The following is a 19,937-nucleotide window of genomic DNA, read 5'->3' as shown; positions in this document are numbered from 1 at the left end:
CCTCATCTGTACAGCAGATACCGGATGCGATCACGGCGGAAGGCGGCGAGCTCGCCCGCCCATGCGCCCACGACGTCGTCGACCCCCGCGCCCGCGTCCACCATGCTGCGCAGACGGGCCGAACCGCTGAGGTTGTCGACCCAGTTGTCCGGCCGCCAACCGAACACTTTCGGGTACAGATCGCGGGCCGTCACGATCATCGCGACGGCGGTGCGGATGGCGTCGATCCGCGGCCGGTCGGTCAAGTGCGCCTGCACGCCGCCGCAGGTCTGGTTGACGAACTTGCTGAACGTCGGCACGAAGTAGGCCTCGCGGAACTCGATTCCCGGCAGGCTGAGGCCGTTGAGCCGCTCGGCCCACTGCCAGTCGATGCCGGGCGCGCCGATGGTCTCGAACGGGCGACAGGTGCCGCGGCCCTCGGACAGCAGAGTGCCCTCGAACAGGCAGGTGCCTGGGTAGAGCAGCGCCGTGTCGGCGGTCGGCATGTTCGGGCTCGGCGGCACCCACTGCCCGCTGAACAGGTCGTTTCGCCGCCATCCCGTGCACTTGACGATCTCCAGGCTGCTCAGCCGGGTCGTCAGGAACTCGGCGTCGAACAGCCGGGCCAGCTCGCCGACGGTCATGCCCGGCTGCTGCACGACCGGCTTCAGGCCGACGAGCGTGGCGAACTTCGGGTCCAGCTGCGGCCCGTACGCCTGGCCGCCGATGGGATTCGGCCGGTCCAGCACCATGAACGACGCCCCCGTCGCGGCGGCCGCCTCCATGGCGATGAACATCGTCCACGTGTAGGTGTAGAAGCGCGCGCCGACATTGGCGATGTCGAACACCACGGTGTCCACGCCCGCCTTGCGGTACATGGCCGCCAGCTTGTCGACGGTGACGTTGTACGCGTCGTAGACGGGGATCCCGGTCCGCGGATCCGTGTAGTCACCCTCGGATCCGCCGGCCTGCGCAGTGCCACGAAAGCCGTGTTCCGGGCCGAAAACGGCGACCGGACGGAGCTGGTGGGCCACCATGTCGTCGACCAGATGCGTCAGGTCGGCCAGCACGCCGGTCGGGTTGGTCAGCACCCCGACCTTGCGGCCCCGCAGGCGTTTGTAGCCCTCGGCGGCGAGCACGTCCGCGCCGTTGAGGCGTTTCTGCGACTCCGCCTGCGCGGGCACGGCCGGCGCCGCCGCGGTCAGCGCCGCCGCGGCCAGGAAACCCCTGCGGGACAGGCTCACCAGGTCATTCCCGTGCCGAAGGAGTAGGAGTTGGGGATGTCCACGGGCAGCTTGCCGCGCGGCCCGACCGCCCCGGCGATCACCCGGGCCAGCGACCGCATCGACACCGCGGTGTACGAGTAGGTGTCGATCCACGTGCGGGCCTCGGGAATCGCCCCCGGGTCGTACGGATTGCCGACGCCGACGGCGATCACCGGTTTGCCGGTGGCTACCAGGTTGCGAACCTGTTGCTGCTGACCGGGATCGGTCGCGGCGCCGTTCGTCGTCACCACGATCGCGTCGTAGTCGGTGGCGGTCTTGCTGGCCGGAATGCCTTGTGCGGTCAGGGCATCGGCCAGAGTCTGGGTCGTCGTCACGCCCCAGCCCGTGACCAGCACGGACTTCGCCTTCAGCGGCAGCGCGCCGTCATTGCTGAGCACGGTGACCGTCGAGTCGGTGATGCGCTGCGCAGTGGCCAGATTCGTGGCTGTGCCGACCTTCTTGGCCACGGCGTTGACGTCGGTGAACGGGTTGAACAGCACGCCCCGCCGCAGCTTGACGGCCAGGATGCGGGCCACGCTCTGGTCGATCCGCCGCTCCGACAGCTGCCCGGTCTTCACGGCGCTGATCACCGCGTCCACGGCGGTGCCGACGTTCTGCGGCATCAGCAGCATGTCCGCGCCGGCCTGGAGCGCCTTCACCGGAATCTCGGCGTCGGTGTACTTCTGCCGCACGCCGGCCATCTGGAGCGAGTCGGTGATCACCATGCCGCGGTAGCCGAGCTTGTCCCGCAGCATGCCGGTGAGCACGGTCGGCGACAGCGTCGACGGGTCGCCGGACGGGTCGATCTTCGGGAAGACGATGTGAGCACTCATGATCACGTCGACGCCACTGGCGATCGCGGCTCGGAACGGCGGCGCGTCGATCTTCTCCCAGGTGGCCTTGTCGTGGTCGATGACCGGCAGGCCGGTGTGGCTGTCGGTGGCGGCGTCGCCGTGGCCGGGGAAGTGCTTGGCCGTCGTCACCACGCTCGACTGGTAGCCCTTGACCTGCGCGGACACCATGCGCGACACCAGATCCGGGTCCGAGCCGAAGGAGCGCACCCCGATCACCGGGTTGGCCGGATTCACGTTCACGTCGGAATCCGGCGCGTTGTTCATGTTGATGCCCATGGCCCGCAGCTCACGCCCCGTGATGGCGGCGGCCTGCTCGGCGTTGGCGGTGCTGCGGCTCGCGCCCAGCGCCATGCTGCCAGGGAACGTGGTCGCCGGCGCGCCGATCCTCGTGACCAGGCCTTCTTCCTGGTCGGTGGAGATCAGCAGCGGGATGTGCGCGCCGGAGCCGATCGCCGCCTTCTGCAGGCCGTTGGACAGCCCGGCGATCTGGGTCGGGTTCTGCACGTTGTTCGACCAGGCGAAGTAGATGACGCCGCCGAGGTGGTACTTCTGCACCAACTGGGCGGGCGTGTCGACGCCGAACTCCGTCTGGTTGCGGGCGTCCACGGTGTCGGCGTTCGGGCCGTAGCCGTACGTCATGAACAGCTGGCCGACCTTCTCGGCCAGGCTCATGCCGCCCATGAGGGCGGTGACCTGGTCGGGTCGGGCGTCGGCGGCGCCGGGGATCGCGGTGGCCATCGCGGCCAACCCTGCCAGTAGGGCGACGAATGTCCTGCGCACGGCGGCCTCCCGTGACCGGAAATCTTCTCACCGACTATGCAGATCAATCGGCAAGTTACTGACGTCACGGTCGAGCGGTCAACGGCGCTCGCTGGATCGGCCCAGTGAATTCCGGCGAACACAGCGACTCCCCAGCCTCGACGAGGCTGGGGAGTCGCTAGTCTCAGCGCGAACTAATCGGGTTACCAAGCGTGCAACTAGTGTCGTATAGGTGGGGTGCTCGGCGTCCGGCGTCCCGGTACGCAGCCCCCAGACGACATGCCTCCCGCGGCGTGCTGTGCGTGGGTGCCCGACGTTCGCGCACGGAGATCTTCCGGGGTGGACGGGGCTTCTCCTCCGCTCCGTCCCTGGCCGACTCGATGTCCGCACTTCCTTTGTAGTGGGTGACGGCGGCCACATCAAGGGCACGGTCGGGTGCACCGGTCAAGTGGCGCTGCGTGACCGATCAGGATGACCGCACAGATCTTGACCTGCGCCGATGCCCTTTTCGGGTGGAGTTCAGGCCCGGCGGCGGCGGCGAATGCCGTACCAGGCGACGCCGGCGGCCGCGACCGCGCCCAGACTCACCGCGGTGACCGCGACGGCAGTCCCCGACGGGGTGGGGATGCGGGCCCGCAGCGACACCGGGTCGGAGAAGGTCAGCACCGGCCAGCCCTGCTGGGCGGCGGCCTTGCGTAGCGCCCGATCCGGGTTGACGGCGGTCGGGTGGCCGACCACGGCCAGCATCGGCTCGTCGGTCGCGGAGTCGGAGTAGGCGTGGCAGTCGGCGAGGTCGTAGCCGTTGGCCGCGGCCAGTTGCTTGATCGCGACGGCCTTGTTCTCGGCGTAGCAGTAGAAGTCGACCTCGCCGGTGTAGCGGCCGTCGGCCACCACCATGCGCGTGGCCAGGCTCTGCGTGGCGCCGAGCATGTCGGCGATCGGCGCGACGATCTCCTGGCCGGAGGCTGAGACCACCACCACGTCGTGACCTGCGGCACGGTGGTCGGCGATCAACTGGGTGGCTTCCTTGTAGACCAGCGGGTCCACGATGTCGTGCAGCGTCTCCTCGACGATGGCCCGCACCTGGCCGACGTCCCAGCCCGCGCACAGCGCGGTGATGTGCTGGCGCATCCGCTCGATCTGGTCGGCGTCGGCGCCCGACTGCATGAACACGAACTGGGCGTATGCGCTCTTGAGCACCGCTCGGCGGTTGATCAGGCCGCCTTGGAAGAAGGGGCGGCTGAAGGCCAGCAGACTCGACTTCGCGATGACGGTCTTGTCCAGGTCGAAAAAGGCCGCCACACGAGCGCCGGTGCTGGGATCCACGGCGCCAGCATAGGTGTCGTCGCGAAAATATGGCGTGTCTGTTGCGGGGATGGGAAGCGCGAGAGGCCTTCGGGGGGATACAGTAGTGAGGTCCGGCCACAGATCCGGACGTGTTCAGTCCAACCCCCCGGGACTGAACCTAGGCGACCCCCGTCCCTCCCCCCTGACGGGGGTCGTCCCATATCTCCGTCCGGTTCCGCGTCGCCGGTTCCGTGTCCCTGGCCTCCGGTCGGCAGCCCGGGTATCGCCCGCTCCAGTATGGCCACCAGGTCCGACGATTTCGGCCGCAGAGATCAACATCGGCCGAGTTGTCCACAGCCCCCGAGTTGTCCACATGTGGATCTCCGACGACCCCTCGCCGCCCGCCGCCCGGGCGAGTCTGGTTCCGCGGCGCACATCCGCGCCGCAGGACGAGGACGGGGGAGAACGTGGACCGAGCACGGCCGCTGGCCCTGGTCGACAACGACGACCTGCTCGACGACCTGCTCAGAGTCGCCGCGGCTGCCGGCTGCGAGGTGGAACGGGCGGCGGATGTCTCTGCCGTCCGCGCCGGCTGGGCCCACGCGCCGATGGTGGTGCTGGACGAACACGGCGCGCAGCGATGCGGCGAGGTCGGCCTGCCACGCAGACCGGGCGTGGTGCTGCTCGCCGCCGGGACGCCGCCGCCCGTGATGTTCGAGCACGGCGTGACCGTTGGCGCGGAACGAGTCGTCGGCCTGCCGGACGCGGAATCGTGGCTGGCCGGGGCGATCGCCGACGCCGTCGCCGGCCCGGCCAAGGACACCGGGCGCATCATGGCCGTGATCGGCGGACGAGGAGGCGCGGGCGCATCCGTTTTCGCTGCGGCCGTCGGCTATGCGGCGCTGCGCCGAAGTCGCCGAGTGCTGCTCGTCGACTGCGACCCGATGGCCGGCGGGCTCGATCTCGTCCTCGGGGCGGAGCGGATGGACGGGCTGCGATGGCCCGAGCTGAAACTCAGCGCCGGCCGGGTCGCCGCATCCTCGCTGCACACCGCACTGCCCGGCAGTGAACGCGGGCAGTCCCGGCTCACGATCCTGTCCTGCGACCGCGGCAACGTCGACCTCGATCCGCAGGCCGTGGCCACGGTCGTCACCTCGGCCAAGCGCAGCGGCGAGTTGGTCATCTGTGACCTGCCGCGACATCCGACCGAGCCGTCGAACGTCGTGCTGGACCGGGCCGACCTGATCGTCGTCGTGATGCCCGCCGAGTTCCGGGCTTGCGCCGCCGCGCGTCGCCTGGTCGAGCGCTTCATCGAGGAAGGGCGGGAAGCTCAGCTCGTGGTGCGTGGGCCGGCCCCGGGCGGCCTGCGGGCCGACGAGGTCGCCAGCACTGTCGGCCTGAACCTGTTGACCGGCATGCCGGCCGAGCCCGGCCTGGCCATGTCGCTCGAAGCCGGCCGTCCGCCGGCTCGGCCGCGCGGTCCACTGGCCGACGCCGCCGACCTGGCCGTCGAGGTCCTGTGCGGGGTGCCCGATGCGGCGTGACCTCGTGGAACGCGTGCGAGACCGCATCGCCACCATCGGCGGTGGCGTCACCGACGCCGAGATGGCCGATGCCTTCCGGGCCGAAACCGGCGGCGTGGCCAGCGATCTTGACACCCTCGGCGCCGTTCGCGAGCTGCGGCAGGAGTTCTCCGGCCTGGGGCAGCTCGCGCCCCTGCTCCGTGATCCCGGCGTGAGCGACGTGCTCGTCACCGGGCCCGACCGGGTGTGGATCGACGGTCCCGACGGCCTTCGCCTCACCTCGGTCACCTTTCGCGACGACGACGCCGTGCGACAACTGGCTCAGCGCCTGGCGCTGGCCGCCGGCCGACGCCTCGACGACGCCCAACCTTTCGTGGATGCCTGGATTTCCAGCGGCATTCGGCTGCACGCCATGCTCGCGCCCATCGCCGCCGACGGCACCAGCCTGTCGCTGCGGGTCCTACGGTCCGCCGGCCACGACCTGTCCGCCCTCCGTGACCTCGGCCTGTTCGACGCCGCCGCCGAGGAGCTGCTGATCCGGATCGTTCGAGCCCGCCTCGCCTTCCTCGTCATCGGGGCCACCGGCTCCGGCAAGACCACCTTGCTCGGAGCCCTGCTCGGCCAGGTACCTGCCGGCGAACGCGTCGTCTGCGTCGAGGACGCCGGCGAGCTCCACCCCGATCATCCCCAGGTCGTCCGTCTCGTCTCCCGTCCGCCCAACGTCGAAGGAGCCGGCGAGGTCACCTCCCGTGAACTCGTTCGGCAGGCGCTGCGCATGCGCCCCGACCGCATCGTCGTGGGCGAGGTCCGCGGGGCCGAGGTGTGCGAGCTGCTCGCGGCCCTGAACACCGGCCACGACGGCGGCGCCTGCACCCTGCACGCCAATTCCGCCGCCGAGGTCCCCGCTCGTATGGAGGCCCTCGCCGCCCTCGGCGGCGTCTCGCGCGCCGCCCTGCACAGCCAGCTGGCCGCCGCCATCCGCGTTGTCCTCCACCTCAAACGCTCCTCCGACGGCAACCGCCGCCTCGTCGAGATCGGCGTGCTCACTCGCGATGCCGACGAGGTCGTGGTTCGCACTGCCTGGCGTGCCGGCCATCCCACCGAGGCGTGGCCGCTGCTTGCCGACCTCCTGGCCGAACGGGGCTTCCCATGCTGAGTCTTTCCGTCGCCCTGCTGGCCGTTGCCGTCCTGGTCTGGCCAGTCCCGGCATGCCCCACGTCGACTACGAGCGCTGATGCCCGCGGCTCGCCCGACCAGGCGTCGTTGGCGCCTACCTAGGCCGACCAACACCATGCTGGCCGTTGTCGGCGCTGTCGTCGGGTGGTGCGTGCTGGGCCCGGGCGGCGCGGTCGCCAATGCCGTCCTGTGCACGACTTGTTGGCGGCGTTGGCATTCGCGCCGCAGGCTTCGGCTCCGGACCCAGGCCGCGGAGGGCATGGTCGGCGCCCTCGGTGCCATGGTGGCCGAACTCCGCGTCGGCGCCCACCCGGCGACCGCCGCCGAACGTGCCGCCATCGACGCCGATCCCTTGGCGGCCAGGGCAATGAGCACCGTGGCCAACACCGCCCGCCTCGGCGGTGACGTCGATCGGGCGTTGGTCCGCAGCGCCTCCACCGAACCTTCCCTCGCCGGCGTTCTCGGCCAGGTCGGCCGCGCTTGGCGCCTCGCCGCCCGCCATGGACTCCCGCTCGCCGAGGTGCTCGACTCCGTACGCCGGGACCTAGACCAGCGCCTCCAATTCGCCCGCCAGGTCCACGCCCGCATGGCCGGCCCCCGCGCCAGCGCCGCCGTCCTGGCCGCCCTGCCCGAACTCGGCGTCCTGCTGGGCGAGGCCATCGACGCGCACCCCCTGCACGTCCTCTCCGACACCCCCATCGGCCAGCTCCTCCTCGCCGTCGGCGCCCTCCTCATCTGCGCCGGCGTCGTCTGGAGCGCCAAGCTGACCGACCACGCGGTGACGCCATGACCACCTATCCCCGCTTCCGTTACCCCAGCCCGTGTTCGGCCCCCCACCGCCCACCGGCAGCCGCGCACTTCGTACACACCCCCGCCACCACCACTCCACGCCTCTCCACTCCCCTCGCCAATCTGTCCGTCACAGTTCGTGCGCTCCGCCGCCACCTCCTTCGTCGGCACACACCTCCCCAAGCTCGACATCACGCCCCCACCTCACCGACCTCGCCGCCGCCCGCATTCATGGCCTCATCGGTCATGGCTCTGATCGAGGGTGGTCGTGCAGATAGCCGGAATCGCGTTTCGGTGGAGCTGGCCATGTCCCGATCGGTTTTCATGGTCCCGGTGGTTGCGGCGCTGATCGCGGACAGCCGCGCTGGCCGCCGTCATCGCGTCCGGGTGGAGCCGGCCTTGTCGCAGGCCATATGCACCGTCTGGGCGGTTGTGGCGCTGATCGCGCGCAGTCGTTCCGGCGGCCGCCATCACCGGCCGTCCGTGTATGCCGTGATGCTGGATTCCGTATGCACCACAGCGGCCGTCGTGATAGGGCGGCAGCGGCTGGTGGGGCGACTGAGCTTGGTGGGCCGCCAGTGATCGGGTACGCGCTGTCCTCCTTCCTCTTCTCTCTTGCACTGCTGGTGCTACCCGGCCCGATGACCGCTCGCGTTCGGCTGGCGATGGTGTTCGGGCCGCCCGAGCCGGCCACCCGGCGCGGCCCGAGGGTTCCGGCCGAGTGGTTGCCGGTGTTGACCGGCATAGCTGGTGGGGCGCTGGCGGGAGTGGTGTTCGGCTGGGTGCCCGCGCTGGTGGTGTCGGCGGCGGCGTTCCTCTGGTGCCGCCGGGCGATGCGGCGAGGACCGCCGCCACCGGATCCCTCGCGCCTGGCCGCGACGTGGGATCTGCTCGCGGCATGCCTGCGGGCGGGGCTGCCCGTGCCGACGGCGATCAGGGCCGTAGCCGCGGATGCGCCCCCGGGGTGTGCCGAGGTGTTGCTCCGCACGGCCGACCTGCTGGCGCTGGGATCGGACCCGGTGCAGGCGTGGGCTCCGGCGCTGGCCGAGCCGGCGACGGAGGCGTTGGCGAGGGGTGCTCGCAACAAAAACACGTTCCGGCACCGCCCTGGCCGAGATGGCCGACGGCCTGGCGCGGCGGATCAGAGCGGAGTCGCCGACACGGCCGAGGCCCGCGCCCAACGGGCGGCGGTCCTGATCACCGGGCCGCTCGGATTGTGTTTTCTACCGGCGTTCCTCTGCCTGGGCATCGTGCCCGTGGTGCTCGGACTGGCCGGACAACTGCTCATCAGTTGGTGACATCACCAAGGAGGAACGATGCGGGCCTTGCTGCGCCGGATCCGTGTACTGCTCGCTTCCGACGACGGTTCGGCCACCTTCGAGTACGCCATGGTCGCGTTCGTCGCCGTCGCGCTCGGGGGTGTGCTGCTCATGATCGTGAAAGGGCCCGAGGTGGCCGCCGCCGTCAAGCATCTGATCGATCGTGCCCTCTCGTTTCAGTAGCGACCGGGGTTCGGTCACCGTCGAGGCCGCCATCGCCATCTGCAGCCTGGCCGTGATGCTCGTGCTGGGTCTGTCGGCCATCACGGCCGTGGTCGCCGCCATGCGGGCCGTCGACACCGCCGCCGTGGTCGCCCGCCTCGTCGCCCGTGGCGACCGTGCCCGTGCCGCCGAAGCCGCCCGGCAACTCGGCCCCGCCGACGCCGACGTGTCGATCACCGTCAACGGTGACGAGGTCAGCGTGACCGTCACTGCCCGGTCCGTGCCGCTGCTGCCCGGACTCCGCCCTTCGGGCACGGCCTACGCAGTGCTCGAACCGGGGGTGACTGGATGACTGGTGAACGGCAACGCGGTCGCCGTGCTGCGGGTGGGAGCGGATGTGGCCCGCCAAGCCGGGGCGAATGGGTCCAGGAGGACTGGGGCTCGGCCACCGTGCAGCCGGCCGAGATGGCCGACGCAGGTGGGTTTGGCCCACCAGGTTGGGACGAACGGGTCTGGGACGACCGGGATTCGGCCGCGGTGCAGGGGGCCGGGATGGCCCCAGCGCATGGGAGTGGCCCATCGCGTTGGGGCGAGCGGCTGCGGGACGACCGGGGATCGGCGACGGTTCTGGTGGCCGGGATGGCCGTGGCGCTGATGGTGGTCACGCTGCTCGGGCTCCAGGTCGGAGGGGCCGTGCTGACCCGACATCGGGTCGAGGCGGCGGCCGACCAGGCGGCGCTGGCGGCGGCCGGTCAGGTGCTGGCCGGAGCGGACCGTGCGTGCGAGCGGGCGCGGTGGGTCGCCGACCGGATGTCGGTCACGACGACCGCTTGTCGCGTCGTCGGATGGGAGGCGTATGTGGAGGTGACCGCTCGACTGCCGGGATGGGCGGTGTTGTCGGGCACGGCCAACGCCCATGCCCGTGCAGGTCCGACTGAAGTGCATGGTGGCTGATGGCCGGCAATGGCACGACGAGCGGTCGCTGAGCATCGGTGAGTGGTGTCACACCCGGTTGGCCGCGTGTCGTCACTCTTCGATGCCGTCCGTCATCGCGAGATGGGCTGCCGTCCACCGTTCAGCCCATCGCTGTTCGACACATCACTCGCCGTGCGTCAGCTACCAGTGGTCGACGCGGGGTTACGGAGGCGGCACCCGGTGCCGTTGAGTGTGTTGTGGGCGCCGACACGGTGCCTGACAGTCAAGGAGGCGACAGAAGATGGATTGGTCGGATAGCTGGCGCGGCGCGTTCCGCATCGAGCTGCGTGCTGAGGCCATGGGCCTCGCGTGGCGCGGCTGGCCGGTGCTGCCGGGCACCTATCCGACGGGCTCGCAGTGGGCGGGCAGGGACGGCGTCGAGGAGACCGGCCCGATGCCGGTGCACCGTGACTGGCAGGACCGGATCGGCACCAAGCCGGAGCAGGTCGCCGCGTGGTGGACCGGTCGTCGGTATAGCCTGCTGGTCGCCACCGGCCACGTGGTGGACGCCATCGAGGTGGACGCCGAGCTGGGCCGTCGCGTGGCGAGTGTGCTGCGCACGACCGGCGTGCCGGTGCCGATCGCCGCTACCCCTGCCGGCAAGTGGATGTTCCTGGTCAACTCGGGCCAGGAGCTGTCGGCCGAACTCGCCGGACGCGGCGATGTCGTGCTGCACGGCCTGGACAGCTGGATCCCCTTGCCCCCCACGCCTTTCCAGCACGGTGTCGTGCACTGGAGGGTCAAGCCCGAGGTCTGCGGTTGGTCGCTGCCGGATTCCCAGGTCGTGCAGGAGGCCCTCGTCGAGGCCACCCGACCGGATCACGGCGCCGAGCTGCTGGGCGCCTCCGCCCAGCGCCTCGTGGCGGCCGACTCCTTCTGATCGCCCTGCCGGCTGCGTCGGGCCCCGTGACGTCCTCCCGCGACTAACCCCGAGCGCGGGACCCGACGCAGCCACCGCACCAACCCTGCCCGACCGTCCGCTCGCCGTTCCCGTTCGTGGGCGAGGCCGACGCGGGACAGGTGCAAGGCCGAACACCGACACCGGAAGATCGCCTCCCGGAAGCGACCGGGACCGGGGCCACACCCGCCGGCCCCCGAGGGCGACCGCCGCGCCGGACACCACCGCCTCCCAGGTGTCCGCGAGCGCCACGCGGTCGGCACACCACCCTCGACGGTCGCTCACACAACGCGGTTGCAGGCGATGGTCGGAGGTTCGGCAGTAACGAGTGCGCCGTGGGTGCCGGGTCCAGACCGACACCCACGGCGCATTCGGCTGTTTCAGCCTCCAGACCAGAGTCTTCCTCGATATCCCGACACCGTCTCAGCAGGCCGTGAGAGCGCTCTCACCGGTGATTGTGTGAGGGCGGGCGCACTTGTGGGACCGCTCTCACCGGATCGGGCTGGATCGGATCGGGCTGGATTGGGCTGGATCGGACCGGGGGGTCGATCAGACCGGGTGTGGATCGGGCCGGGTGTGGATCGGGCCGGACCAGGTTGGACTGGATCGGTTCGACAACATCGGGTTGTACAAGACCGGACCGGGTCGAGCGGACCGGACCGGACCGGGTCGAGCGGACCGGACCGGGTCGAGCGGACCGGACCGACCGGGTCGAGCGAGCCTGCGGGTCGAGCGGGCTTGGCTGGGATAGGTGGGGCGTGGTGATTCCGGTGTCGTGGCGGGGTTCTACTTCGCGGCGATGGCGTTGAGGACGGCGGTGAGGACGGCCACCGCGCCGTCCTTGTCCAGGGGCTCGTTGCCGTTGCCGCACTTGGGGGACTGGACGCAGGAGGGGCAGCCCATCAGGCACTCGCAGGAGGCGATGGCCTCGCGGGTGGCGGTGAGCCAGGGGACGAGGGCGGCGTAGCCGCGGTCGGCGAAGCCGGCGCCGCCGGGGTGGCCGTCGTGGACGAAGACGGTGGCCTCGCCGGTGTCGGCGTGCATGGCGGTGGACACGCCGCCGATGTCCCAACGGTCACAGGTGGCGAACAGGGGCAGCAGACCGATGGCGGCGTGCTCGGCGGCGTGGAGGGAGCCGGGGACGCGGGGGGCGGGGATACCGGCCGCTTCCAGCAGCTCCTGGCTGACGGTGTACCAGACGGCCCGGGTGCGCAGGGTCTGCTCGGGCAGGTCGAGGGGCACCTGGTCGATGACGCGGCCGGAGGGGAGTTTGCGCAGGTAGCCGACGACCTGGGAGGTCACGTCGACCTCGCCGAGGCACAGGTCGACGCCGTCGAAGCGGTCCTTCTGGGCGGTGCGGACGACGGAGATGTCGACGACGTTGCGGGGCTGGGTGGTCCACTCGGGGTCCTCGGCATGGACAAACGCGAGGCTGTCCTCCAACAGGAGTTCGTCGACGACGTACGAGGTGCCCTGGTGCAGGTACAGCGCCCCGGGGTGGACCTGCCAGGTGGCGGAGCCGGGGTCGACGGTGCCGAGCATGCGGCCGGAATCGCCCTCGACGACGGCGATCTGCTCGCCGCCGGAGCCACGGATGTCGACGCCGGCGTGGGGGCGCTCGCGGGAGGTCCAGTACCAGCCGTTGGGGCGCCGTCGAAGCAGGCCGTCGCGAACGAGGTCGTCGACGATCTCCCGGGCGACGGCGCCGCCGAGGGTCGTGATGCAGTCTGCGGTGAGGGGCAGCTCAGCGGCGGGCCAGACGAGCTGCGGGGCCAGCCCGTAGAGGTTCCCGAGATCGAGCACGGTGCCCTCGACGGGCTTGTCGAGCACGGCGGCGGGAAGGTGCACGAGGTAAGTGTCCAACGGATCGTCCCTGGCCACGAAACACCGACGGAGCGACCCGTTGGCGGTGCGGGCCGGCCCGGGCGGCCTGCCTGCAGAAAGGAGGCCAAGCGTTCCCGGGATAAGCCGGGCGACGACGACGGCGTCGAGCCCGGCGATGTCGACCGCCGAGCTCAAGGGCGTTGGGTGGTGGGCGACGCCGAGGAGTCGGCCGTCGGGACAGGGATCGCTCCCAGGGCCCCGACCGTTCCTCGGGGCAGGAAGCCGGGCACGGTAGGCGGCGACGCGGCCGGGCAGGTCGTCATCGACCTCGGCCAGGATGCGGCGGGCCGTCAGGGCGGTGAGCTCGGCGCCGCGGCGGGAGCGGACGAAGGCGAGGGTGCGGGCCTTCTCGATGACGAGGTCGGCCAGGATCCGGGCGGCCTCGGTGCCGGCGGCGCGGCGGATGGGGGCGCCGTTCTCGCCGGCGAGCTCCTCCAGCAGCGGCGGCTCCCACAGGGCGACGGTCCGCTCGCCCCGGGGTGAGGCGTCCTCGTCGATGGCCTCGAAGGTCAGGCCGCAGAGCCGCTCGGCGGAGCCGGCGGGGTCGGCGACGGTGGCGGAGGCCAGCACGAACACGGGCGAGGACCCGTACTTGGCGGCGACCCGGCGCAGCCGGCGCATGAGCAGGGCGACGTGCGAGCCGAAGACACCCCGGTACGAGTGACACTCGTCGATGACGACGTAGGTCAGCCGACGGAAGAAGGTCGACCAGCGGGCGTGGTTGGGCAGCACGCCCCGGTGCAGCATGTCGGGGTTGGTGAACACCCAGCGGGCGTGGGCCCGCACCCAGTCCCGCTCGACCATGGGGGTGTCGCCGTCGAACGAGGCGGGGCGCACGTCGTCGACGCCCAGCGCCCGCACGGATCGGAGCTGGTCGGCCCCGAGCGCCTTGGTCGGGGACAGGTACAGCGCGGTCGCCCGTGGATCTTCAGCCAGACGGCTCAGCACCGGCAGTTGGTACCCGAGCGACTTCCCGGACGCGGTCCCTGTGGCGAGGACCACATGTTTTCCTGACCAGGCGAGCTCGGCGGCCCGCGCCTGGTGCGTCCAGGGCCGCTCGACGCCGCCGGCGCGCAACGCGCTGACCAGCTGTTGATCGACCCAGCCCGGCCAGTCGGCGTGCCGTCCGCGCCGTTCGGGCTGGTCGGTGACGTGCGTCAGCGGCGACTCGCCCGCCGGCACTCCGGCCAGGACGCGCCGCAGCAATTCGCGACCACGCTCGGTTCCGCCCACAGCCCCGAGCTTCGCACACAGGTGCGACACCACTCGACCGGCCGAGCGGGCGTTCACGGAAGGTGTCGGCCGGCGCATCGCCACAGGCGGCGCAGACGCGTCCTGTATCGATTCACAGGGCCGTTCGAACATAACGGACTGTGAACGGAACGGGACTGATCGTCTGGCCGACTTGACCGACCAATAGACTCCGCCGGCATCGCACCCTTGTGTGAGGGTGCACACGCTGCGTCGGAGCCGACGCACGACATTGGCTCCTGGCGCTGACGGCTGTAACACGCATGACGTCACCAGGAGGACGGATGTCCCGGCTTCAACTCGCGGACGGCGCTCTAACGCTGTCCGGGGGTGACTACACCATCGTCGGTGTGGTCGCCGTGGTCGCCATCATCGCCCTGGCCATCGCGGTCGTGCTGCGCAAGGAGGTGCTGGCCGCTGGCCAGGGCACCCCGAAGATGCAGGACATCGCGAAGGCTGTTCAAGAGGGCGCCGCGGCCTATCTCAACCGGCAGTTCCGCACGCTGGCCATTTTTGTGGTCATCGTCTTCGTGCTGCTGTTCTTCCTTCCCGCGGACAGTACGGGCGAACGCATCGGCCGCTCTGTCTTCTTCATCATCGGCGCGCTGTTCTCGGCGGCCATCGGGTATCTCGGCATGTGGCTGTCGACCCGCGCGAACCTGCGCGTGGCCGCAGCCGCCAACGAGCCCGACGGCGGTCGCGAGAAGGCGATGCGCGTAGCTTTCCGCACCGGTGGTGTGGTCGGCATGAGCACCGTCGGCCTCGGCCTGCTCGGCGCCTCGATCGTGGTGCTCGCCTACGCCGGCGAGGCCCCCAAGGTGTTGGAGGGCTTCGGCTTCGGCGCCGCCCTGCTCGCCATGTTCATGCGTGTCGGCGGCGGCATCTTCACCAAGGCCGCCGACGTGGGCGCCGACCTGGTCGGCAAGGTCGAGCAGAACATCCCCGAGGACGACCCGCGCAACGCCGCGACCATCGCCGACAACGTCGGCGACAACGTGGGTGACTGCGCCGGCATGGCGGCGGACCTGTTCGAGTCCTACTCCGTGATGCTGGTCGCCGCGCTGATCCTCGGCTCGCTGGCCTTCGGCACGCAGGGCCTGCTGTTCCCGCTCATCGTGCCGGCCATCGGCGTGCTGACCGCGGTCATCGGCGTCTACATCACCAAGGCCCGGCCGGGCGAGAACGGCCTGTCGGCGATCAACCGCTCGTTCTACATCTCCGCGGTGATCTCCGCGGTGCTGTGCACGATCGCGTCCTTCGCCTACCTGCCGAGCACCTTCGCCAAGCTCACCGGCGGCATCACCGACGGCGGCAACCCGGCGCTGATCGCGGCGGTCGCCGTGATCATCGGCATCGTGCTGGCGGCCATCATCCTGTGGCTGACCGGCTACTTCACCGGCACCGAGTACAAGCCGGTCAAGACGGTCGGCGAGACCTCGCTGACCGGCGCCGCCACGGTGATCCTGTCCGGCATCTCGGTGGGCTTCGAGTCGGCCGTCTACACCGCGCTCGTCATCGGCGCGGCCGTGTACGGCGCGTTCCTGCTGTCGGGCTCCGTCGCCGTCGCGCTGTTCGCGGTGGCGCTGGCCGGCACGGGCCTGCTCACCACGGTGGGCGTCATCGTCGCGATGGACACCTTCGGTCCGGTCTCCGACAACGCGCAGGGCATCGCCGAGATGTCGGGCGAGGTCAGCGAGGACGGCGCGAAGATCCTGACCGAGCTGGACGCGGTCGGCAACACCACCAAGGCGATCACCAAGGGCATCGCGATCGCGACGGCCGTGCTGGCGGCGACCGCGCTGTTCGGCTCGTATGTCAACGGGGCCGGCCTGAACGTGGTGGCCGAGAACGTGAACGCGACGTTCGCGGTGTTCACCCCGAGCACCCTGGTCGGCCTGATCGTGGGCGCGGCCGTGGTGTTCATGTTCTCCGGTCTCGCGGTCAACGCGGTGACCAGGGCGGCCGGCGCGATCGTGTTCGAGGTGCGCCGTCAGTTCAAGGAGAACCCGGGCATCATGGACGGCAGCGTCCGCCCGGAGTACGGCCGCGTGGTGGACATCTGCACCCGCGACTCGCTGCGTGAGCTGGCGACCCCCGGTCTGCTGGCGATCCTGGCCCCGATCGCGGTGGGCTTCGGTCTCGGTGTCGGCCCGCTGGCCGGCTACCTGGCCGGCGCCATCGCCACCGGCACGCTGATGGCGGTGTTCCTCGCCAACTCCGGTGGCGCGTGGGACAACGCGAAGAAGCTGGTCGAGGACGGCAACCACGGCGGCAAGGGCTCCGACGCGCACGCCGCGACGGTCATCGGCGACACCGTCGGCGACCCGTTCAAGGACACCGCGGGCCCGGCCATCAACCCGCTGATGAAGGTGATGAACCTGGTGTCGGTGCTGATCGCGCCGGCCATCGTGGCGCTGAGCGCCGCGGGCCAGTCGCCGGCGATCCGCATCGCCATCGCGGTCGCGGCCGTCGCCGTCATCGTGGTCGCGGTGGTGATCTCCAAGCGCCGCTCGACGACGATCGCCGACGCGCCGGCGGAGACCGTGGCCAACGGCGTCAGCTGATTTACGGAACCAGTACGGCCCGTTTCGGAGGGTATCCTCCGAAACGGGCCGTTTCGGCAGGGATTGTCCTCCAACAAGGTGTCGGTCACTACTCCCGATGGGTGCCGGCGCTGTGTTATGTCACTCTGTCCGTCACGGTGTCGCGTGGCATCGGCGTCCGGCGGTGCATAGTGGCGGGCTGGGGACACAGGTAGACAAGAGAGCGGGACGGCGTGGCTGGATCGACAAAGGCGAACAAGAGCGGTGCCGGGGCGAACGGGTCCGGCCACCGTCGGTTGGTGATCGTCGAGTCGCCTGCCAAGGCCCGTAAAATCGCCTCCTACCTGGGCAGCAACTTCGTCGTGGAGTCGTCGAAGGGCCACATCCGGGACCTGCCCCGCAAGGCGGCGGAGATCCCGGCCAAGTACAAGGGCGAGCCCTGGGCCAATCTCGCCGTGGACATCGAGCACGGCTTCGAGCCGGTCTACATCGTCACGCCGGACAAGAAGGCGACGGTGACCGAGCTCAAGGAGCTGCTCAAGGACGTCGACGAGCTCTATCTCGCGACAGACGGCGACCGCGAGGGCGAGGCCATCGCGTGGCACCTGCTGGAGACGCTCAAGCCCAAGGTGCCGGTCCGCCGGATGGTCTTCCACGAGATCACCGAGCCGGCCATCCTCGCCGCCGCCGCCAACCCCCGTGACCTGGACACCGACCTGGTCGAGGCCTACGAGACCCGGCGCATCCTGGACCGTCTCTACGGCTACGAGGTCTCGCCCGTGCTGTGGAAGAAGGTCATGCCGAAGCTCTCGGCGGGCCGGGTGCAGTCGGTGGCGACCAGGATCGTGGTGCAGCGGGAGCGGGAGCGGATCCGCTTCGTCACGGCCTCCTACTGGGACATCGGCGCGCAGCTCGACGCGGGCGCCGACGCCGACCCCCGCCAGTTCGCCGCCCGCATGGTGCAGGTGGACGGCGCCCGGCTGGCCACCGGCCGCGACTTCGGCCCGGACGGCAGGCTGAAGGGCTCCGGCGAGGTCAGGATGCTGACCGAGGCCGAGGCCAGGAGCCTGGCCGCCGGCCTGACCGACGCCGCGCTCAAGGTCACCTCGGTCGAGGAGAAGCCGTACACCCGGCGGCCCTACGCGCCGTTCATGACGTCCACGCTCCAGCAGGAGGCCAGCCGCAAGCTGCGCTTCTCCGCGGACCGGACCATGAGCACGGCCCAGCGGCTGTACGAGAACGGCTACATCACCTATATGCGTACCGACTCGACCACGCTGTCGGAGTCGGCGGTGTCCGCGGCGCGGGCCCAGGCCACCCAGCTCTACGGGGCCCAGTACGTCTCGGCCCAGCCGCGGCAGTACACCCGCAAGGTCAAGAACGCGCAGGAGGCCCACGAGGCGATCCGCCCCGCCGGCGAGGTGTTCCGCACACCCGGCGAGGTCGCCAAGGAGCTGGCCGCCGACGAGTTCCGCCTGTACGAGCTGATCTGGCAGCGGACCATCGCGTCGCAGATGAACGACGCCCGCGGCACCACGATGAGCGTGCGCATCGCCGGCACCTCGACCACGGGCGAGGAGTGCCTGTTCGCCGCCTCCGGCCGCACGATCACCTTCGCCGGCTTCCTCAAGGCCTACGTGGAGTCGATCGACTCCGAGGCCGGCGGCGAGGCCGACGACGCCGAGCGCCGGCTGCCGCAGCTGGTCAAGGACCAGGCGATCACCGCGGTGGAGCTGAGCCCGGACGGGCACACCACCAGCCCGCCGCCGCGCTACACCGACGCCAGCCTGATCAAGATGATGGAAGAGCTGGGCATCGGCCGGCCCTCCACGTACGCGACGATCATCAAGACGATCCAGGACCGCGGCTACGTCTGGAAGCGCGGCTCGGCGCTGATCCCGTCCTGGGTGGCGTTCGCGGTGATCGGCCTGCTTGAGCAGCACTTCGAGCGGCTGGTGGACTACGACTTCACCGCCGCCATGGAGGACGAGCTGGAGCGGATCGCCGCCGGCGACCAGCAGCGCACCAACTGGCTGAACGGCTTCTACTTCGGTGGCGAGATCGGCCCGGACGGCTCGGTCGGCCGCGGCGGCGGCCTGAAGAAGCTGATCGACGCCAGCGTCGAGGGCATCGACCCGCGCCAGATCAACTCGATCCCGATGTTCGCCGACGCCGACGGCCACACCGTGGTGGTCCGGGTCGGCCGCTTCGGGCCGTACCTGGAGCGCGACGTCGACGGGGAGTCGCAGCGGGCCAACCTGCCCGACGGCATGCCGCCGGACGAGCTGACCCAGGAGGTGGCGGAGAAGCTGTTCGCCACCCCGATGGAGGGCCGCACGCTGGGCACCGACCCGGTGTCCGGGCACGAGATCGTGGCCAAGGACGGCCGTTTCGGCCCGTATGTGACCGAGGTGCTGCCGGAGGCGCCGGAGAGCACGAACGGCAAGAAGACGACGGCCCCCAAGCCGCGGACCGGCTCGCTGTTCAAGGACATGTCGCTGGACACGGTGACCCTGGACGACGCGCTCAAGCTGCTCTCGCTGCCGCGGGTGGTGGGCAACGACCCCGAGTCGGGGGCGGAGATCACCGCGCAGAACGGCCGCTACGGCCCGTACCTGAAGAAGGGCACGGACTCGCGGTCGCTGGCCACCGAGGACCAGCTGTTCACGGTCACGCTGGACGAGGCGCTGAAGATCTACGCGGAGCCGAAGAAGCGGGGCCGCCAGTCGGCCGCGTCGGCGCCGCCGCTCAAGGAGATGGGCAACGACCCGGTGTCGGGCAAGCCGATGGTGGTCAAGGACGGCCGGTTCGGCCCGTACGTCACCGACGGCGAGTACAACGCCTCGCTGCGCAAGAGCGACAGCGTCGAGGAGCTGACCGACGAGCGCGCGGCCGAGCTGCTGGCGGAGAAGCGGGCCAAGGGCCCGGCCCCCAAGAAGACGACCACGCGCAAGCCGGCGGAGAAGAAGCCGGCGGCCGAGAAGAAGACCACGGCGGCCAAGAAGCCGGCCGCCAAGAAGACCCCCGCCAAGGCGCCGCGCTGAATCAACCGGGCCCTAGCCCCGGTTCACCACATGTGGACCACATTCGACGTCCGGCGTCGAATGTGGTCCACATGTGTCGTTGGGGGCGGGTGCAGGCGGTTTACGCTGGGGGCATGGCAGGCGAGTTCGGGCCGGACGGCACCCAGGCGTTGCCGGCGCTGCCGGTGTACCCGGATGCGCTGACCGGGCTCGTGGCGGCCGCCGCGGTCGATCCTTCGGGCTGGTCGGA

General features: G+C 70.6%; 15 protein-coding genes. 11 read left to right on the top strand and 4 right to left on the bottom strand.

The features are described from left to right. Positions 1-2: 2 nt before the first annotated feature. The 3 genes from KUTG_RS24880 to KUTG_RS24870 all read right to left on the bottom strand — a co-directional run bounded on the left by KUTG_RS24880 (position 3) and on the right by KUTG_RS24870 (position 4,183). Positions 3-1,223, bottom strand: a complete 1,221-nt coding sequence (locus KUTG_RS24880; RefSeq protein WP_043720027.1) for an exo-beta-N-acetylmuramidase NamZ family protein — start codon at positions 1,221-1,223, stop codon at positions 3-5. Next, positions 1,220-2,836 (bottom strand): glycoside hydrolase family 3 protein, encoded by a 1,617-nt coding sequence (locus KUTG_RS24875; RefSeq protein ID WP_084579766.1) that lies wholly within the window; start codon positions 2,834-2,836, stop codon positions 1,220-1,222. The genes KUTG_RS24880 and KUTG_RS24875 overlap by 4 nt, the downstream gene beginning before the upstream one ends. 540 nt (positions 2,837-3,376) lie before the next feature. Beyond that, a complete protein-coding gene (locus KUTG_RS24870; protein ID WP_043720026.1) occupies positions 3,377-4,183 on the bottom strand; it encodes an HAD family hydrolase in 807 nt (268 codons plus the stop codon). A gap of 428 nt (positions 4,184-4,611) precedes the next feature. Here KUTG_RS24870 and ssd point away from each other — a divergent pair, with 428 nt between their 5' ends. The 9 genes from ssd to KUTG_RS24825 all read left to right on the top strand — a co-directional run bounded on the left by ssd (position 4,612) and on the right by KUTG_RS24825 (position 10,968). After that, entirely contained in the window at positions 4,612-5,688 is a 1,077-nt protein-coding gene (gene ssd, locus KUTG_RS24865) for a septum site-determining protein Ssd (RefSeq protein ID WP_043720023.1), read from the top strand. Next, positions 5,678-6,823 carry a TadA family conjugal transfer-associated ATPase gene (locus KUTG_RS24860; RefSeq protein ID WP_043720021.1) on the top strand — a complete coding sequence of 382 codons (1,146 nt, stop codon included), beginning with the start codon at positions 5,678-5,680 and terminating at the stop codon, positions 6,821-6,823. The genes ssd and KUTG_RS24860 overlap by 11 nt, the downstream gene beginning before the upstream one ends. Positions 6,824-6,958: 135 nt before the next feature. Continuing rightward, positions 6,959-7,633, top strand: a complete 675-nt coding sequence (locus KUTG_RS24855) for a type II secretion system F family protein (protein ID WP_052395381.1) — start codon at positions 6,959-6,961, stop codon at positions 7,631-7,633. Between the two features lie 245 nt (positions 7,634-7,878). Continuing rightward, the gene (locus tag KUTG_RS24850; RefSeq protein ID WP_157494746.1) at positions 7,879-8,214 is read left to right on the top strand and encodes a hypothetical protein; all 336 of its coding nucleotides are present in this window, start codon (positions 7,879-7,881) and stop codon (positions 8,212-8,214) included. Positions 8,215-8,273: 59 nt separating this feature from the next. Continuing rightward, positions 8,274-8,930: a type II secretion system F family protein gene (locus KUTG_RS24845; RefSeq protein ID WP_232240928.1), complete on the top strand. Its 657-nt coding sequence runs from the start codon at positions 8,274-8,276 to the stop codon at positions 8,928-8,930. Between the two features lie 18 nt (positions 8,931-8,948). Beyond that, positions 8,949-9,134, top strand: a complete 186-nt coding sequence (locus KUTG_RS24840) for a DUF4244 domain-containing protein (protein ID WP_043720015.1) — start codon at positions 8,949-8,951, stop codon at positions 9,132-9,134. Beyond that, entirely contained in the window at positions 9,115-9,465 is a 351-nt protein-coding gene (locus KUTG_RS24835; protein ID WP_043720012.1) for a TadE family type IV pilus minor pilin, read from the top strand. The genes KUTG_RS24840 and KUTG_RS24835 overlap by 20 nt, the downstream gene beginning before the upstream one ends. 200 nt (positions 9,466-9,665) lie before the next feature. Then, positions 9,666-10,067, top strand: a complete 402-nt coding sequence (locus KUTG_RS24830) for an Rv3654c family TadE-like protein (protein ID WP_052395379.1) — start codon at positions 9,666-9,668, stop codon at positions 10,065-10,067. A 262-nt stretch (positions 10,068-10,329) separates the two neighbouring features. Further along, entirely contained in the window at positions 10,330-10,968 is a 639-nt protein-coding gene (locus KUTG_RS24825; protein ID WP_043720009.1) for a bifunctional DNA primase/polymerase, read from the top strand. Between the two features lie 804 nt (positions 10,969-11,772). Here the strand turns inward: KUTG_RS24825 and KUTG_RS24820 are convergent. Continuing rightward, entirely contained in the window at positions 11,773-14,103 is a 2,331-nt protein-coding gene (locus KUTG_RS24820; RefSeq protein WP_043730524.1) for a DEAD/DEAH box helicase, read from the bottom strand. A 302-nt stretch (positions 14,104-14,405) separates the two neighbouring features. Between KUTG_RS24820 and KUTG_RS24815 the strand changes: the two genes are divergently transcribed. After that, positions 14,406-16,685: a sodium-translocating pyrophosphatase gene (locus KUTG_RS24815; RefSeq protein WP_043720006.1), complete on the top strand. Its 2,280-nt coding sequence runs from the start codon at positions 14,406-14,408 to the stop codon at positions 16,683-16,685. Positions 16,686-16,897: 212 nt separating this feature from the next. Continuing rightward, positions 16,898-19,708 carry a type I DNA topoisomerase gene (gene topA, locus KUTG_RS24810; protein ID WP_043720005.1) on the top strand — a complete coding sequence of 937 codons (2,811 nt, stop codon included), beginning with the start codon at positions 16,898-16,900 and terminating at the stop codon, positions 19,706-19,708. Positions 19,709-19,937: the final 229 nt, after the last annotated feature.

It is taken from the genome of Kutzneria sp. 744, from assembly GCF_000568255.1.
GTDB lineage: Bacteria > Actinomycetota > Actinomycetes > Mycobacteriales > Pseudonocardiaceae > Kutzneria.
This window is presented reverse-complemented; position numbering and strand designations above follow the sequence as displayed.

Coding starts and splice junctions, on each gene's coding strand:
- KUTG_RS24860 (WP_043720021.1), top strand. CDS start 5,678: ATGCGGCGTGACCTCGTGGAACGCGTGCGAGACCGCATCGCCACCATC.
- KUTG_RS24840 (WP_043720015.1), top strand. CDS start 8,949: ATGCGGGCCTTGCTGCGCCGGATCCGTGTACTGCTCGCTTCCGACGAC.
- KUTG_RS24855 (WP_052395381.1), top strand. CDS start 6,959: ATGCTGGCCGTTGTCGGCGCTGTCGTCGGGTGGTGCGTGCTGGGCCCG.
- KUTG_RS24875 (WP_084579766.1), bottom strand. CDS start 2,836: ATGGCCACCGCGATCCCCGGCGCCGCCGACGCCCGACCCGACCAGGTC.
- KUTG_RS24825 (WP_043720009.1), top strand. CDS start 10,330: ATGGATTGGTCGGATAGCTGGCGCGGCGCGTTCCGCATCGAGCTGCGT.
- KUTG_RS24850 (WP_157494746.1), top strand. CDS start 7,879: ATGGCTCTGATCGAGGGTGGTCGTGCAGATAGCCGGAATCGCGTTTCG.
- KUTG_RS24830 (WP_052395379.1), top strand. CDS start 9,666: ATGGCCCCAGCGCATGGGAGTGGCCCATCGCGTTGGGGCGAGCGGCTG.
- KUTG_RS24845 (WP_232240928.1), top strand. CDS start 8,274: ATGACCGCTCGCGTTCGGCTGGCGATGGTGTTCGGGCCGCCCGAGCCG.
- KUTG_RS24815 (WP_043720006.1), top strand. CDS start 14,406: ATGTCCCGGCTTCAACTCGCGGACGGCGCTCTAACGCTGTCCGGGGGT.